The organism is Mycobacterium parmense (assembly GCF_010730575.1).
GTDB classification, from domain to species: Bacteria; Actinomycetota; Actinomycetes; order Mycobacteriales; family Mycobacteriaceae; genus Mycobacterium; species Mycobacterium parmense.
In genome coordinates this window covers 4,605,378-4,620,343 of the sequence record NZ_AP022614.1, presented here as the reverse complement: position 1 = coordinate 4,620,343, position 14,966 = coordinate 4,605,378, and the positions used below count along the sequence as shown (strand labels likewise).

At 75.1% G+C, this 14,966-nt stretch carries 12 protein-coding genes and 1 pseudogene; 4 read left to right on the top strand and 9 right to left on the bottom strand.

Annotation, left to right across the window (positions count from 1 at the left end):
• Positions 1-26: 26 nt before the first annotated feature.
• Together G6N48_RS21395 and cspA are read right to left on the bottom strand one after the other, a co-directional pair.
• Positions 27-617 (bottom strand): hypothetical protein, encoded by a 591-nt coding sequence (locus tag G6N48_RS21395; RefSeq protein ID WP_085267342.1) that lies wholly within the window; start codon positions 615-617, stop codon positions 27-29.
• 129 nt (positions 618-746) lie between these two features.
• On the bottom strand, positions 747-950 hold the full coding sequence (gene cspA, locus G6N48_RS21390) for a cold shock protein CspA (RefSeq protein WP_007772268.1): 204 nt from the start codon (positions 948-950) through the stop codon (positions 747-749).
• A gap of 248 nt (positions 951-1,198) precedes the next feature.
• Here cspA and G6N48_RS21385 point away from each other — a divergent pair, with 248 nt between their 5' ends.
• From G6N48_RS21385 to G6N48_RS21370, 4 genes are all read left to right on the top strand, one after another.
• On the top strand, positions 1,199-3,532 hold the full coding sequence (locus tag G6N48_RS21385; RefSeq protein WP_085267341.1) for a DEAD/DEAH box helicase: 2,334 nt from the start codon (positions 1,199-1,201) through the stop codon (positions 3,530-3,532).
• Positions 3,533-3,709: 177 nt separating this feature from the next.
• Positions 3,710-6,250 carry a PE family protein gene (locus G6N48_RS21380; protein ID WP_232066677.1) on the top strand — a complete coding sequence of 847 codons (2,541 nt, stop codon included), beginning with the start codon at positions 3,710-3,712 and terminating at the stop codon, positions 6,248-6,250.
• 269 nt (positions 6,251-6,519) lie between these two features.
• Positions 6,520-9,057 carry a PE family protein gene (locus tag G6N48_RS21375; protein WP_163670895.1) on the top strand — a complete coding sequence of 846 codons (2,538 nt, stop codon included), beginning with the start codon at positions 6,520-6,522 and terminating at the stop codon, positions 9,055-9,057.
• Between the two features lie 221 nt (positions 9,058-9,278).
• Positions 9,279-10,310, top strand: a complete 1,032-nt coding sequence (locus tag G6N48_RS21370; protein ID WP_085269151.1) for a PAS domain-containing protein — start codon at positions 9,279-9,281, stop codon at positions 10,308-10,310.
• On the opposite strand, the gene G6N48_RS21365 is transcribed toward G6N48_RS21370, so the two are convergent.
• From G6N48_RS21365 to ssd, 7 genes and pseudogenes are all read right to left on the bottom strand, one after another.
• Positions 10,311-10,622: an Rv3654c family TadE-like protein gene (locus G6N48_RS21365; protein ID WP_232066676.1), complete on the bottom strand. Its 312-nt coding sequence runs from the start codon at positions 10,620-10,622 to the stop codon at positions 10,311-10,313. It abuts the gene before it with no gap.
• 16 nt (positions 10,623-10,638) lie between these two features.
• Positions 10,639-10,914, bottom strand: coding sequence for a TadE family type IV pilus minor pilin (locus G6N48_RS21360; protein WP_372511367.1), 276 nt, complete (start codon positions 10,912-10,914; stop codon positions 10,639-10,641).
• Between the two features lie 50 nt (positions 10,915-10,964).
• The gene (locus G6N48_RS21355) at positions 10,965-11,165 is read right to left on the bottom strand and encodes a DUF4244 domain-containing protein (RefSeq protein WP_085269158.1); all 201 of its coding nucleotides are present in this window, start codon (positions 11,163-11,165) and stop codon (positions 10,965-10,967) included.
• A 36-nt stretch (positions 11,166-11,201) separates the two neighbouring features.
• On the bottom strand, positions 11,202-11,798 hold the full coding sequence (locus tag G6N48_RS21350; protein WP_179969898.1) for a type II secretion system F family protein: 597 nt from the start codon (positions 11,796-11,798) through the stop codon (positions 11,202-11,204).
• Positions 11,795-12,598 (bottom strand): type II secretion system F family protein, encoded by an 804-nt coding sequence (locus G6N48_RS21345; RefSeq protein ID WP_085269149.1) that lies wholly within the window; start codon positions 12,596-12,598, stop codon positions 11,795-11,797. Before G6N48_RS21345 ends, G6N48_RS21350 begins: the two co-directional genes overlap by 4 nt.
• Positions 12,595-13,770: a TadA family conjugal transfer-associated ATPase gene (locus G6N48_RS21340; protein WP_085269148.1), complete on the bottom strand. Its 1,176-nt coding sequence runs from the start codon at positions 13,768-13,770 to the stop codon at positions 12,595-12,597. The genes G6N48_RS21345 and G6N48_RS21340 overlap by 4 nt, the downstream gene beginning before the upstream one ends.
• Positions 13,767-14,868, bottom strand: a pseudogene (gene ssd, locus G6N48_RS21335) (septum site-determining protein Ssd). Before ssd ends, G6N48_RS21340 begins: the two are co-directional and overlap by 4 nt.
• Positions 14,869-14,966 lie beyond the last annotated feature (98 nt).

Sequence of the window (14,966 nt, the reverse complement as noted above, 5' to 3'; positions counted from 1 at the left end):
CCCCAACGGCAGGTCGTCTGGAGCCGTTATACCCGCGGCCACAGGGATAACTCGTCGACTCCCTCGGGTGGTTCCCCCACGTTCTCTACCAGGCGCGACAACCTCCGGCGGCCGCTGATCCGCAGCGCGGGCCGGCCCCCGCGGGTGCCGATGAGGGTCGGCGCGATCCCGACCCGCATCAGCGCCGACGCCAGCGGGGAATGGGTGTCGGGCGCGTGCGGATCCAGGCCGAGCAGATAGTGCTCCCCTTCGGGATGACCGGCCGCCAGCGTCCACGCCCGCAGCTCGCGCGGACCGGGCAGCCAGCGCGGAGGCACCGTCTTGACCGCGCCTCGGGTCCATTCGCCGGCCAGGCCCGTCAACGCCGGATTCACGTCGGTCCGCACCAGCGGGGTGTCCTCGTCGGTGCGCCCGATCTCGGCGGCCAGGCCGGCCTCCCTGATCATCTCGGCCAGCGCCGAGGCGCGCCAGAGCCGGTCGACCACCACCGAGAGCCGGGCGCCGCACGGGGCCGGCGCGCCGACCAGCACGATCTGGCCCGAAGCCGCCAGCACCCCGGAAAGATCGGTGACCGCCGGCGGCACCGACTCCGCGGTGAAGAACGACAGCTGGCTCACGCCACCGACAGTAGGCCAGGTCGTCCGCGCGCGCGCCCAGGCGAGCGGCGCGGCAAAACGAAAACCCCCCGGCGGCGCCCGTCGAACCGGGCTGCGCTGGGGGGTGTCGTGGAGAGTCTGTTCGCCTCTTTACAGAGAGCGGACTCCGGTGGCCTGGGGCCCCTTCGGGCTGTGGCCGATTTCGAACTCGACCTTCTGGTTCTCTTCGAGGGTGCGGAAGCCCGAACCCTGGATCTCCGTGTAGTGGACAAAAACATCCGCGGATCCGTCTTCGGGAGCGATGAACCCGAAGCCCTTCTCCGCGTTGAACCACTTCACAGTTCCCTGTGGCATCTCTCGATCTTTCCTTTTCTTCTGGGTGCTGGGCATCGCCTTTCGATGCCCCGGGCCTGGTACGACCGCCATACCTCGCTCAGTCGCCGGAACTTCACCCGACCGATTAACCTCGCAGGAACCGCGGCCGCAACGTCGATCCTGCGAAAGTTTGACACGAACACAGAAGCTGCGACCGCAATCATCCAACCACGTTCGTCGCGTCGACGACAGACTTCTACGTCGGATGGATTCCGAAAGGACTTCTCATGGCGACCTTCGGCAGCGACCTGCTGGCCGTCGCACTCGCCGGCACGGCGGCAGACGAGCACCCGCTGCGCCATGTCGCGGAACTGCCGGCGCGCGGCGGCCGGCCGGCCGGCTGGCCGGCGTGGGCCGAGCCCGACGTCGTCCGCGCGTTCACCGACCGCGGCATCGCCGCGCCCTGGTCGCACCAATCCGCGGCCGCGGACCTGGCCCACGCCGGGCGCCACGTGGTCCTCAGCACCGGCACCGCGTCGGGCAAGTCGCTGGCCTACCAGCTTCCCGTCCTCAATGCGCTGGCGACCGACCCGCGGGCGCGGGTGCTTTATCTGTCGCCCACGAAGGCACTGGGGCACGACCAGCTGCGCGCGGCGACCGCGCTCACCGCGGCCGTCCCGCGGCTGCGCGATCCTGGTTTCGGGGTCGCGCCCACCGCCTACGACGGCGACAGCGCAAGCGAAGTAAGGCGTTTCGCGCGCGAGCGGTCTCGGTGGCTGTTCTCCAACCCCGACATGATCCATTTGTCGATCCTGCGCAACCACGCCCGCTGGGCCGCGCTGCTGCGGGGGCTGCGGTTTGTCGTTGTCGACGAATGTCACTACTACCGAGGCGTTTTCGGTTCCAATGTGGCGATGGTGCTGCGGCGCCTGTTGCGCCTGTGCGCGCGCTACTCCGCCACCCCGACGTTCGTTTTCGCCAGCGCGACAACGGATGCACCGGGGGCGACGGCCGCCGAGCTGATCGGCCGCCCGGTCGAGGAGGTCACCGACGACGGCTCCCCGCAGGGATCCCGAACGGTGGCGTTGTGGGAGCCCGCCCTGCGCACCGACCTGATCGGTGAGAACGGCGCACCGGTGCGCAGCTCGGCCGGGGCGGAGGCGGCGCGGGTGATGGCCGACCTGGTCGCCGAGGGGGCGCAGACGCTGACGTTCGTACGGTCGCGCCGCGCCGCGGAGTTGACCGCGCTGGGCGCGCAGGCCCGGCTCGACGAGATCGCCCCCGAATTGTCACCACGGGTCGCGTCGTATCGGGCCGGCTACCTGCCCGAGGACCGCGCCGCGCTTCAGCGCGCCCTCGCCGAGGGCCGGTTACGCGGCCTGGCCACCACCAACGCACTGGAGTTGGGCGTCGACATCGCCGGGCTGGACGCGGTGGTGCTCGCCGGTTTCCCTGGCACGGTGGCCTCGTTCTGGCAGCAGGCCGGGCGCTCGGGCCGGCGCGGGCAGGGCGCGCTGGTGGTGCTGATCGCCCGCGACGATCCGCTGGACACCTACCTGGTGCACAATCCCGCCGCGCTGCTGGGCAAACCCGTCGAGCGGGTCGTGATCGACCCCGCCAACCCCTACCTGCTGGGCCCCCAATTGCTCTGTGCTGCTTGTGAAATGCCGCTCGACGCGGCCGAGATCTCCGCTTTCGGGGCCACCGAGGTGGCCCGGGGCCTGGTCGAGGATGGCCTGCTGCGGGTACGCAACGGCCGGTACTTCCCGGCCGCGGGGCTCCAACCGCACGCGGCCGTGGACATTCGGGGCTCGGCCGGCACGCAGATCGTCATCGTGGAGGCCGATACCGGCCGGTTGCTGGGCAGCGTCGGCGCCGACCGGGCCCCGGCCTCGGTGCACCCCGGCGCGGTGTACCTGCATCAGGGTGAGAGCTACGTCGTCGACTCCCTGGACCTCGAGGACGGGATCGCGTTCGTCCACGCCGAGGATCCCGGCTATGCCACGTTCGCCAGGGAACTCACCGACATCGCCGTCACCGGTGCGGGCGAACGTCACGAGTTCGGGCCCGTCACCCTGGGTCTGGTCCCCGTCCGGGTCACCCACCGCATGGTCGGGTATCTGCGCCGCCGGCTCAACGGCGAGGTGATCGACTTCATCGAGCTGGAGATGCCCGAACGCACGCTGGCCACCACCGCCGTCATGTACACGATCACCCCGGAAGCGTTGCTGCAGAAGGGAATCGACGCCCCGCGCATCCCCGGCTCGTTGCATGCCGCCGAGCACGCCGCGATCGGGCTGCTGCCGCTGGTGGCCAGCTGCGACCGCGGCGACATCGGCGGCATGTCCACCGCCATCGGGCCGGATGCCGCCGGCCTTCCCAGCGTGTTCGTCTACGACGGCTACCCGGGTGGGGCGGGCTTCGCCGAGCGGGGCTTCCGGCGCGCCCGCACCTGGCTGGGCGCAACCGCGGACGCCATCGCGGCGTGCGAGTGCCCACGGGGCTGCCCGTCGTGCGTGCAGTCGCCCAAGTGCGGCAACGGCAACGACCCGCTGGACAAGGCGGGGGCCGTGCTGGTGCTGCGGCTGGTGCTCGCGGAGTTGGGGGCGGAAGCGGCCTGAACATAGCGCGATCTTTCGAATTCCAGCTCGGCGACATTCACCAGCGGCACACGCCAATCCGTTAACTGTACACCAATTCGATACTGGTAGTTGGTTTTCTGCGGTCGCCGGGTGCCAAAAGTACGTATACCTTGGCTTCGTCTGAACCGTAGTGTGCGCCGTGCAGGGGAGGCCGGAGTGTCGTTTGTGATGGCGGTGCCGGAGGGCCTGGGGGTGGCGTCCGGCGATCTGGCCAGCATCGGCGAGGCGATCACCGCGGCCAACGCGGCCGCGGCCGCCCGGACCACGGGGATGATGGCCGCGGCCGAGGACGAGGTGTCGACGGCCATCGCGGCACTGTTCTCGGCACACGGCAGCAGCTTTCACGCGCTCAGCGCGCAGGCGGCGGCGTTTCACGACCAGTTCGTGCAGACACTGAGCGCGGGTGCGGGGTCCTATGTCGACGCGGAGACCGCCAATGTCGCGGCGTTTGCCGCCAATCCGGCGCAGACGATGGGTCAGGACCTGACCACCTTGATCAACGCGCCCAGCCTGGCGCTAACCGGGCGCCCGCTGATCGGCAACGGCGCCAACGGGGCCGCGGGTACCGGGCAAAGCGGCGCGGCCGGCGGCTGGCTGATCGGCAACGGCGGCGCGGGCGGATCCGGTGCGGCGGGCCAGAACGGCGGCAACGGCGGGGTCGCGGGCCTGATCGGCACCGGCGGTGTCGGTGGCGCCGGCGGTGCAGGCGGCGGCGCCGGCGGAACGGGCGGGGCCGGCGGACTGCTGTGGGGCAGCGGCGGAAGCGGAGGCGCGGGCGGATACGACCTCGCCGGCGCCGGCGGGGCCGGTGGCACCGGTGGCACCGGCGGGTTGTTCGGAGCCGGCGGGGCGGGTGGAGCAGGCGGGGCGGCGCCCAACGTCGGGGGCGGCGGGGCCGGAGGAGCCGGTGGAACCGGCGGCCTACTCGGCGGGCTCTTCGACGCGGGTGGCGGGGACGGCGGAGCCGGCGGAATCAGCGGCACGGGTGCCGGCGGTGCCGGTGGTGCCGGCGGCAACGCCGGCCTGCTCGCCGGTTCGGGTGGCGCCGGCGGGACGGGCGGATACAGCGCCGCCGCGATCGGCGGGGCCGGCGGGGCCGGCGGCAACGCCGGCCTGGTGTTCGGCCCTGGCGGAGGCGGCGGGACCGGCGGACACAGCGGCACCGGCACGGGCGGAGTGGGCGGCGCGGGCGGCAACGCCGGGCTGCTGTTGTCCAGTGGCGGGGCCGGCGGGGGCGGCGGAGTGGCCGGGTTGACCGGCGGGGCCGGCGGGACCGGCGGTGCAGGCGGGCTATTCGGGGTGGGCGGAGCCGGCGGGGCCGGCGGAGTCAGTGCCGGCACCGGCGGAGCCGGTGGGGCCGGCGGCAGCGCCGACCTACTCGTGGGTGTCGGTGGGGCCGGCGGCGCCGGCGGCGAGGGCTTCACCGCCGGTGGCGCCGGCGGCAACGCGGGCGCCACCGCGCTGATCGGCACCCCCGGCACCGCCGGCGAGGGCGGGTTCGGCCCCGCCATCGGCAGCGCCGGCCTCGGCGGCGCGGGCTCGCCGTTGCAGCCGGCATTCGACGCCATCAACGGGCCCGTCGAGGCTGCCACCGGGCGGCCACTGATCGGCGACGGGGTCAGCGCGGCCCCGGGATCCGGTCAAAACGGCACCGCCGGCGGGTGGTTGCTCGGTGACGGGGGCGCGGGCGGCTCAGGCACGGGGATGACGGGTCAGGGCGGCGGCTCCGGCGGCGCCGCGGGGCTCCTGGGCGCGGGCGGCGCCGGTGGGGCCGGCGGGGCCGGCGCAAGCTCGGGCGGGCCTGGCGGAGCCGGCGGAGCCGGCGGTGCGGGCGGGCTGATATCCGGCGTCGGCGGGGTTGGCGGGGACGGCGGAATCGCCATATCCGCCGGCACCGCGGGGGCCGGCGGAGCCGGCGGGGCCGGCGGGCTGCTCGGAAGTGGCGGGGGCGGCGGAGCCGGCGGGGTCGCCCTGTCGACCGATATCGGCGGTGCCGGGGGCGCAGGCGGGGCAGGCGGGACCGGCGGGGTGCTCGGCGGGCTGATCGGCGCCGGCGGGGGGCATGGTGGCCTCGGCGGAGTGAGCGACGACGGCATTGGCGGCGCCGGCGGCGCCGGCGGCAGCGCCGGCCCACTTGCCGGGCCCGGCGGTGCGGGCGGGGATGGCGCCGTCGGCGTGGTCGGCGGCGCCGGAGGAAGCGGGGGCAGTGCAGGTGTGCTGGTCGGCGGCGGCGGACAGGGCGGGATCGGCGGAGCCGGCGTGACCGGGGATGGCGGTGCCGGCGGGACCGGCGGCACCGCGGGCGCGCTCTTCTCCGACGGCGGCGCCGGCGGCAGCGGCGGATTCAGCATTGTCGCCGCGGGCGGCGCCGGTGGAACCGGCGGTAACGCCTTCCTTGTTGGCGACGGCGGGACCGGCGGTGCCGGCGGCGCCGGTGGTGCCGGTACCGCCTCCGGAGGGGCCGGTGGGAGCGGCGGGAACACCTTCTTGCTCGGCGACGGCGGAGCCGGCGGCGAGGGCGGCAGCAGCCCGGCCGCCGCGGGTGCGGGCGGAGGCGGCGGCGGGAGCGCGGCGATCGGCGACGGCGGCGACGGCGGAAACCAGGGGCTTGGAGCGACGACGACCGATGCCGCCGGTGTCGGTGGCGCGTCCGGTCTGCTGTTGGGCGAACAGGGGATCAACGGCTCGTTGGCGTGACCGAGTTCAGGTTCGGTCTTCCGACCTGCGGGGATCCGGCGTTGTGCCGAACTCGCCGCAGCCATGATCGCCCAGCGGCGCAGCACCGCGTCGAGTCTCGACGTGATTTCCGACCTCGTCGGGCGTCCGCGGGCACAACATGGCAGACCTTGCCACAGCCACCGTGACCGACAATACTTTCGGTTTAAATAAAGCGTCTGCTCAATCCCAAAAGTACGTATATGTTGACCAGGATTGAATCGTCGTTTGTGCCGTCTGGGAGGCCGGAGATGTCGTTTGTGATGGCGGTGCCGGAGGCACTCGGGGTGGCTTCCAGCAATCTAGCCCGCATCCGCGAGGCCATCAGCGCGGCCAACGCGGCCGCCGCGCCCCAGACGACGGGGATGGCGGCCGCGGCCGAGGACGAGGTGTCGACGGCCATCGCCGCGCTGTTCTCCGCCCACGGTCAGGGTTTCCAGGCGCTCAGCGCGCGGGCGGCGGAGTTCCACGACCAGTTCCTGCAGGCGCTGACCTCGAGCACGGGCTCCTACACCAGCGCCGAGGCCGCCAACCTCAGCGCGTTGAGCGCCAATCCGGCCCAGTCCATCGGACAGGACCTGCTCGGCCTGATCAACGCGCCCAGCCTGGCCCTCACCGGGCGCCCGCTGATCGGCAACGGCGCCAACGCGGCTCCCGGCTCGGGCCAGAACGGCGCGCCCGGCGGTTGGCTGCTGGGCAACGGCGGCACCGGCAGCGCGGGCGCGGCGGGCCAGAACGGCGGCAACGGCGGAGCCGCCGGGCTGATCGGCACCGGCGGCGCCGGGGGGAGCGGCGGGTCCGGCGGCGGGGCCGGTGGCGCCGGCGGGACCGGCGGGCTGCTGTGGGGCAACGGCGGCGTCGGCGGCACCGGCGGTTACAACTTCTTCGGGACGGCCGGGACGGGTGGCGCCGGGGGGGCCGGCGGCCTGTTCGGGGCAGGCGGGGCGGGCGGCGCCGGTGGCGCCGATCCCAGCACCGCCGCCGGTTCGGTCGGCGGGACCGGCGGCGCCGGCGGGACGGGCGGATTGTTTAGCGGGCTGGTCGGTGCGGGTGGCGGCGACGGCGGCGCGGGCGGGCTCAGCGGCGGCGGCGTCGGGGGCACCGGCGGCGCCGGCGGCAACGCCGGCCTGCTCGCCGGTCCCGGCGGCAGTGGGGGCGCCGGCGGATACAGCGGCGGCCCGGCCGGCGGGGCCGGCGGCACGGGCGGCAACGCCGGCCTGGTCTTCGGCGCCGGTGGCGCGGGCGGGACCGGCGGGCACAGCGGAACGGGCGTCGGCGGAGCCGGCGGCAACGGCGGCCAGGCGGGTCTGATGTTCTCCAGCGGCGGCACGGGCGGCGCCGGCGGCGTCTCCGGAGTCACCGGCGGGGCGGGTGGCGCCGGCGGCAACGGTGGCCTGTTCGGTGGTGGCGGGACGGGTGGTGCCGGCGGAATCGGTCTCACGACCGGCGGGGCCGGCGGAACCGGCGGCAGCGCAAACCTGCTGGTGGGCGTGGGTGGCGCGGGCGGCGCCGGCGGCGAGGGCTTCACCGCCGGCGGCGCCGGGGGTAACGGCGGCGGCGCCGCGCTGATCGGCACACCCGGCATCGCCGGCGAAGGTGGCAGCGGCCCGGCCACGGGCACACCTGGCGTCGACGGTGTCGCCTCCCCACTGCAGCCGGTGTTCAACGCGGTCAATCTGCCCGCCGAGGCGCTCACCGGCCGCCCGCTGATCGGCAACGGCGTCAACGCGGCCCCGGGAAGCGGCCAGAACGGAACGCCGGGCGGCTGGTTGATCGGTGACGGCGGCGCCGGCGGCTCAGGTGCCGGCGGGTCGGGCCAGGCCGGCGGCGCCGGCGGGGCCGCGGGGCTGCTGGGAGTCGGCGGCGCCGGCGGGGCCGGCGCGAGCTCGTTGACCGCCGGCGGCGGCGCCGGTGGGGCCGGTGGGATGGGCGGCTTGTTCTCCGGCGACGGCGGGGTCGGCGGGGCCGGCGGATTCAGCGACGCCAGCACGGCGGGTGCCGGCGGGGTCGGCGGCGCCGGCGGGCTGATCGGCGGGGGCGGCGTCGGGGGTGCCGGCGGGATCGCGCTGTTCGACGACGCCGGCGGCTCCGGCGGGGCAGGCGGGACCGGCGGGGCCGGGGGCCTGCTCAGCGGGTTCTTCGGCGCCGGCGGCGGGCACGGCGGTGCCGGTGGCGTCGGCGACGCCGGCGTCGGGGGCGCGGGCGGAGCCGGCGGCAGCGCGGGCCTGCTGGGCGGCTTCGGCGGGGCGGGCGGCGACGGCGGGTTCGGCGGTGCCAGCGGGGCGGCCGGCACCGGCGGAACCGGCGGGGCCGGGGGCAACGCCGGGATACTGTTCGGCAGCGGCGGCATGGGCGGTGACGGCGGCTTCGGCCAGGTCGGCGGCGGTGGCGGCGGGCACGGCGGCCAGGCGGGGCTGCTGTTCTCCGACGGTGGCTCCGGCGGCGCCGGCGGGTTCAGCGCCACCGCAACCGGCGGGACCGGGGGAACCGGCGGCACAGCGCCACTGCTCGGTGACGGCGGGACCGGCGGGGCCGCCGGGGTCGGTGCCACCGGCGGCGCGGGCGGGACCGGCGGCAACGCCTTCCTGGTCGGCAATGGGGGTTCCGGCGGCGAGGGCGGCGGCAGTCAGACGGACGGCGGTCCCGGCGGAAACGGCGGCTCCAGCGTGGTGATCGGCAATGGCGGCGGCGGGGGCAACGGCGGGGTCGGTCTCGTCATCGGCGCCCCGGGAACCGGCGGCACACCCGGCTTGCTCTTGGGCGCAAACGGTGCCGATGGGCTGATCTAGCCGGCCCGCGATCGATTCCCGCGCCAATCCTGTCGCGGAACAACAGCTTTGCGGCGATAAGGTGCCAAACCGTCCCGCAGCGGTCGGCGACGCCGGATCGCGGCGCAAAGGCCGGCGGCGCTGAGAAGACCCCGTCGGCATCCGGCCGGCGGGCGCGTCCGGCCCGGCCGCAACGTAGGCGTCGACGAGAAGCGCCGCGCGCGCCCGTAAAATCTACCGGCATGGCCCACGACTGGTTGCTCGTGGAGACGCTGGGGGGTGACCCCGCCGTGGTGGCCCAGGGGCGGCAACTCAAGAATCTCGTCCCGATCACCTCGTTTCTGCGCCGCAGTCCCTACCTCTCGGCGGTCCGCACGGCGATCGCCGAGTCGTTGCAGACCGGCCAGAGCCTGACCAGCATCACCCCGAAGCGTGACCGCGTGATCCGCACCGAACCGGTCGTGATGTCCGACGGTTACATCCACGGCGTGCACGTCTGGACCGGCCCTGCCGACGCCGAACCCCCCGAGCGGCCGACCCCCGGCCCGCTGAAGTGGGATCTGACCCTCGGCGTGGCCACCGACACCCGGGAGTCGCTGACCAACAGCGGCAAGAATCCCGAGGTCGAGGTCACCTTGGGCCGGGCTTTCGCCGAGGACCTTCCCTCCCGCGAGCTTAACCCGAACGAGACGAAGGTGCTCGCCATGGCGGTCAAAGCGAAGCCAGACCAAACCCTCTGCAGCACTTGGGATCTCACCGACTGGCAAGGGTCGCCGATCCGGATCGGGTTCGTTGCGCGCACCAAGATCGAGTCCGGGCCCGACGGCCGCGACCACCTGGTCGCGCGGGCCATCAACTGGCGCTGCGAGCTCAAAGGCCCGGGGGTGTCGACCGACGACCTGGCGCAACGCATCCTCAGCGGCCTCGCGCAGGCCGGAGTGCACCGCGCCCTCGTGGACCTCAACAACTGGACGCTGCTGAAGTGGCTCGACGAGCCCTGCACCTTCTACGACTGGAAGGGCACCATCGAGACCGGCAAGCCGAAGGTCCACCCCGACGACGAGCGGCTGATGACGTCGATGACAAAGGAATTCGCCGACGGCGCGACCAGTCGCGTGCTGCGGATGCCCGGCCACGACGCCGATTGGGTGCCCGTGCACGTCACGGTCAACCGGATCGAACTGGAACCCGAGACCTTCGCGGGGTTGGTCTCGCTGCGCCTGCCCACCACCGAGGAACTCGCCGGGGCGGGACTGCCCGACTCGGCGACGTGATCACAACGTGTCGACCGGACCTGCCCGCGCGGCGGCCCGCGCGACGCCGGCGAACGGGACGCCAACCCGGACCGTGACGACCACGTCGAGACCGTCCACCTCGCACCGGTCGCCGTCGACGCCCATCTCACGGGCCACCGTCGTCGCACGGGCGCAGGCCGCCGCCTCCCCGGCAGGCAGGCGCGTCGCGGCGGCCAACGCGGCCAGGTCGGCCGCCGCCTGCGCGCGGTGCCGCGCGACCACCACCGAGCCGAGGTAGGCGCCCGCGCCGGTGACCCACAGCAGCACGATGACCATCCCCGCCGCGAGCACGGTGGCCGCGCCCCGGTCATCGCAGCGGCTCCGCGGCCGATACCGCCTTTGCCCCAATGGCCAAGGTGGGCAGAAGCTTCGAGTGGGCGACCACCGTGGCGACCAGGAAATCGCCGTCGCGGCGCACATCGACCCGCGCCCCGCCCGGCGCGAGTCGGTGGGCGGCCTCGAGTGCCGAGCGCTGATCACCGCGCGCCGCCAACCGTGCGGCCTCGCGGGCCGCGTCGACGCAGCGGACCTGCATCGACACCGCCGTGAGGCCGGCCAGGCACAGCGCCAGCACCACCACCAGCGCGGCGACGGCCAGCGCGGCCTCGACGGTTCCGGCGCCCGCACAGCCCGCTAGACCTTCGTGTTCAGCGCGCGCGCGATGATGTTGGTCAGCGCCGAGACGATGGAATCGCCGGTGACCACGGTGTACAGGATCGCGGCGAAGGCGGCCGCGGCGATAGTGCCGATCGCGTACTCGACGGTCGACATGCCCGACTCGTCGGTCACCAGGACCGTCAGGCGTGCCAGGAAAGCGCGAAACATGTTGATCATCAATACATCCCCTCTCGTGTGCTTTGCGCCCGCGGCTCATAGCAGGCCCGACTGCAAGACGTCGCCGGCCAGACCCGCGACCACCGGCGCGATGCCCAGGCACACGAACGCCGGCAAAAAGCACAGCCCGAGCGGTCCGGCGATCAGCACCCCGGCCCGCTCGGCGGCGGCGGTCGCCGCGTGCGCGGCGTCGTGGCGGCACTGGTCGGCCAATTCGGCGACGGCATCGGCCAGCGCCGCGCCCGAGGAGGCCGAGCGGCGCGCGAGCCGCAGCACCGCGTCGATCTGAGCGTCGACCGCGCCGCCCGGCAGTCCAGCCGGAACCGACCACGCCACGGCGGGATCGGCCCCCAGGGCCAGCAGGGCGCCGGCGCGGCGCAATATCCGCGCCAGCGCCGGCGGTGCGGACTCGGCGGCGGCCGCCGCGGCGACGGGCACCGCCATGCCGGCGCCCAGGCACACCGCCAGCACGTCGAGACTGGATGCGACCGCCAGCGGATCGGGGCCGTGGGCGGGCCCGTCCCGCGGCTCCCGGCGACGGCCGCCGGGGGGCGCCCCGGCGCGCGACCGCACCTGCGCCGGGCCGGGGCCGGCCCACAGCGCCAGCGCGAGCAGCACGGCCGCGATCGTCATGACGCAATCCGGTCGGTGATGCGGTCCGACCACAGCAGACCGGCGCAGGCCAGCGTCGACCCGACGACCAACAACCACCCGCCCGCATGCCCACCGAGCAGGAACCGCAGCGGCCGTGCGCCGATCAGCTCACCCAGCAGCACCCCGAGCACCGGCAGGCCGGCCAGGATCGTGGCGGTGGCGCGTGCCCCGGCCATGCTGGACGACACCGACCCCGAGAACCGTTGTCGCGCCGCGATATCGCGTTGCGCCGCGCGCATCAGCGTGGCGATCGCCAGCCCGTGGTCACCGGCCAGCTGCCAGCACACCGCGAGTCGGCCCCACTGCGCGGGCAGGGCCGACGAGCGTGCCGCGGCGCGCAGCCCGGCAGCGACGTCGGCTCCCAGTCCGGCCCTCGCCGCGACGGCGCCCAACGACTCGGCCACCGCGCCGGCCGTCTCGCCGGCGGCCACCCGAAAGGCCCGCACCGGATGCGAACCGACCCGCAGTTCGCCGACCAGCACATCCAGTGCGGTCCCCAGCGTGTGGCCCTCGCGCGTCGCGCGCCGCGCGCGGAGGCGGCGGCGGTAGCGCAGGCCCGTGGTCGCCCCGATCGCGGCGGCGGCCAGCACGGTCGTGAGCGGCAACAGCAGTGCGGCCAGGCCGACGGCGCACGTCGCGGCCAGAGCGACCCCGCCCGGCCCCGGCGCGGGGATGCGCCGGCGGACCGGCGAATCCGCGGCCAGCCGGCGCCGCGGTGACGGGGGAAGGACGAGCAGCGCGATCGCCGACAGCGCCGCGGCGACCGAAAGGCCGCTCATGCGGACAGCCGGCTGGTCAGCAGCCGGTGCAGATACGCGGCGTCGTCGGTCGACCCGCGGTCCGCGTGCCACGCGGTGACCGCGCGCACCCGCCCCTGCGTCTCGCGCAGCACGGCGATCTCACCGAGCCGGCGCCGCCCGGAGCGGTCGCGGGTGACGTGCAACAGCACCTGAACCGCGGCGGCGAGCTGGCTGTGCAGCGCCGCCCGGTCCAGGCCGCCGAGCGCTCCGAGCGCCTCCAGGCGCGCGGGCACCTCGCCCGGACTGTTGGCGTGCACGGTGCCGGCCCCGCCGTCGTGGCCGGTGTTCAGCGCCGCCAGCAGGTCGACCACTTCGGCGCCGCGGACCTCGCCGACCACGATGCGGTCGGGCCGCATCCGCAACGCCTGCCGGACGAGTTCGCGCAGCGGCACCTCGCCGGCGCCCTCGACGTTGGCGCACCGCGCGACCAGCTTGACCAGGTGCGGGTGCCGCGGCGCGAGCTCGGCGGCATCCTCGACGCAGACGATCCGCTCCGTGGGCGCGACCGCGCCCAGCATCGCCGCCAGCAGGGTCGTCTTGCCCGCCCCGGTCCCGCCGCACACCAAGAACGCCAGCCGCGCGGCGATGATGTCGGCGACCAGCACGGCGGCGTCCGGAGGCACGGCGCCCGCCGCGGTCAGGGCCGCCAGATCCTGGCTGGCCGGACGCAACACCCGCAGCGACAGGCAGGTGCCCGCGGCCGCCACCGGCGGCAACACCGCGTGCAGGCGGACCGCGAACGCCCCGGCGCCGATGCCGGTCAGCTGGCCGTCCACCCAGGGCTGCGCGTCGTCGAGGCGCCGGCCCGCGGCCAGCGCCAGCCGCTGCGCCAGCCGGCGCACCGCCGCCTCATCGGGGAACCGGATGTTGCTGCGCCGCAACCCGTTTCCATCGTCGACCCACACCGCGTCGGGCGCGGTCACCAGCACATCCGTGGTGCCGTCGGCGCACAGCAACGGCTCGAGGATGCCGGCGCCGGTCAGCTCGGTCTGCAGCACTCGCAGGTTGGCCAGCACCTCGGTGTCACCCAGCATCCCGCCCGACTCGGCCCGGATGGCGGCCGCCACGACGCTGGGGCGCAGGGCTGACCCCGGCGGCGCCGCGTCGGCCGCCAACCGCTCGCGCACCCGCTCGATCAGCGAGCCGCTCACGCCGCCCTGCCGATCGACGAGCCCACACCGGGCAGCACGGCCAGCACCCGGCGCGCCGCGACCGTCAGCGCGGAGCGCCCGCCCAACCGCAGGCCGCCGCGTTCGGCCTGCTCGGCGAGTTGCGGCTGGGCTCGGATCGAGGCCAGCAACGGCAGCCCGGTGACGTCGGCGATCTCCGCCGCCCGCAACCCGCCGGGCGACGGGCCACGCACCACCAAACCCAGGTTGGGGTTGACCGCGGCCAGCAGCGGTGCCAAGGCCCCCGTCGCGGCGCATGCGCGCACGTCCGCGCGACAGACGACGACGACCAGGTCGGCGGAGTCCACTGCGGCCTGCGCGGCGTCGGTCAGCCGCCGGGGGAGGTCGCAGACCACGGTGACGCCCCCGCGCTTGCCGGCGTCGACGACGGCGTGCACCGGTCCCGCGTCCGGCTCCCAGCCGCGCCGCGTGCCCGAAAGCAGGCTGACACCCCGGTGCCGCGGGAGTGCCTCGCGCACGGCCGACCAGGTCAGCCGGCCTCCCTGCAGCGCCAGGTCCGGCCAGCGCAAGCCCGGCGTGTTCTCGCCGCCCACCAGCAGATCGAGGCCGCCGCCCCATGGGTCGAGGTCCACCAGCAGCGCGGCGGCGGCGGCCTGCGCGAGCGCGACGGCGAGCACCGAGGCGCCGGCCCCGCCGCAGCCCCCGACGACGGCCAGGGCGTGCCCGCGCGACCGGCCGTCGCGCGACGATTCACCCGCGTCGGCGAGTTCGCAGATCAGTTCGCGCTCCTGCCCGGGCAGCCGCAGAACCCTGCCCGGCGCCGGCCGCGACCGCGGCCGACCACGTCGCGGTCAGGGGCTCGGCAGCGGTCAACACCGTCACGTGGGCACGCCGCGGCATCCCCGCGCGCCCGAAGTTCGCCGCGGCGGCCTCGTCGAGCACCACGGCCGCTGCCGCCGACCAGGTCTTGCGGCTGACCGGGGACCGCCCGCCGGCATGCACCACCCGTACCCCGACGGCCGCCGCCACCCGGTCCAACTCGTCCCGCAATTCCGTCTCGCTCAGCACCGCGAGCACGCCCGCGGATGCGGCCGCCGGGGTTCGGGAGATGCCAGTCATGCATCCACCGTGCGTGAGCGAGACGTTGGGACACCAGTCCCAAAGGCGCGATCTGTGGATAGAGACGGGACTGTGCATAATGGCCGCGCGCGGCATGC

Bases quoted from the DNA above. Each gene is read 5' to 3' on its own strand.
- cspA (WP_007772268.1), bottom strand. From the start codon at position 950: ATGCCACAGGGAACTGTGAAGTGGTTCAACGCGGAGAAGGGCTTCGGG.
- G6N48_RS21385 (WP_085267341.1), top strand. From the start codon at position 1,199: ATGGCGACCTTCGGCAGCGACCTGCTGGCCGTCGCACTCGCCGGCACG.
- G6N48_RS21375 (WP_163670895.1), top strand. From the start codon at position 6,520: ATGTCGTTTGTGATGGCGGTGCCGGAGGCACTCGGGGTGGCTTCCAGC.
- G6N48_RS21370 (WP_085269151.1), top strand. From the start codon at position 9,279: ATGGCCCACGACTGGTTGCTCGTGGAGACGCTGGGGGGTGACCCCGCC.
- G6N48_RS21355 (WP_085269158.1), bottom strand. From the start codon at position 11,165: ATGATCAACATGTTTCGCGCTTTCCTGGCACGCCTGACGGTCCTGGTG.
- G6N48_RS21350 (WP_179969898.1), bottom strand. From the start codon at position 11,798: ATGACGATCGCGGCCGTGCTGCTCGCGCTGGCGCTGTGGGCCGGCCCC.
- G6N48_RS21345 (WP_085269149.1), bottom strand. From the start codon at position 12,598: ATGAGCGGCCTTTCGGTCGCCGCGGCGCTGTCGGCGATCGCGCTGCTC.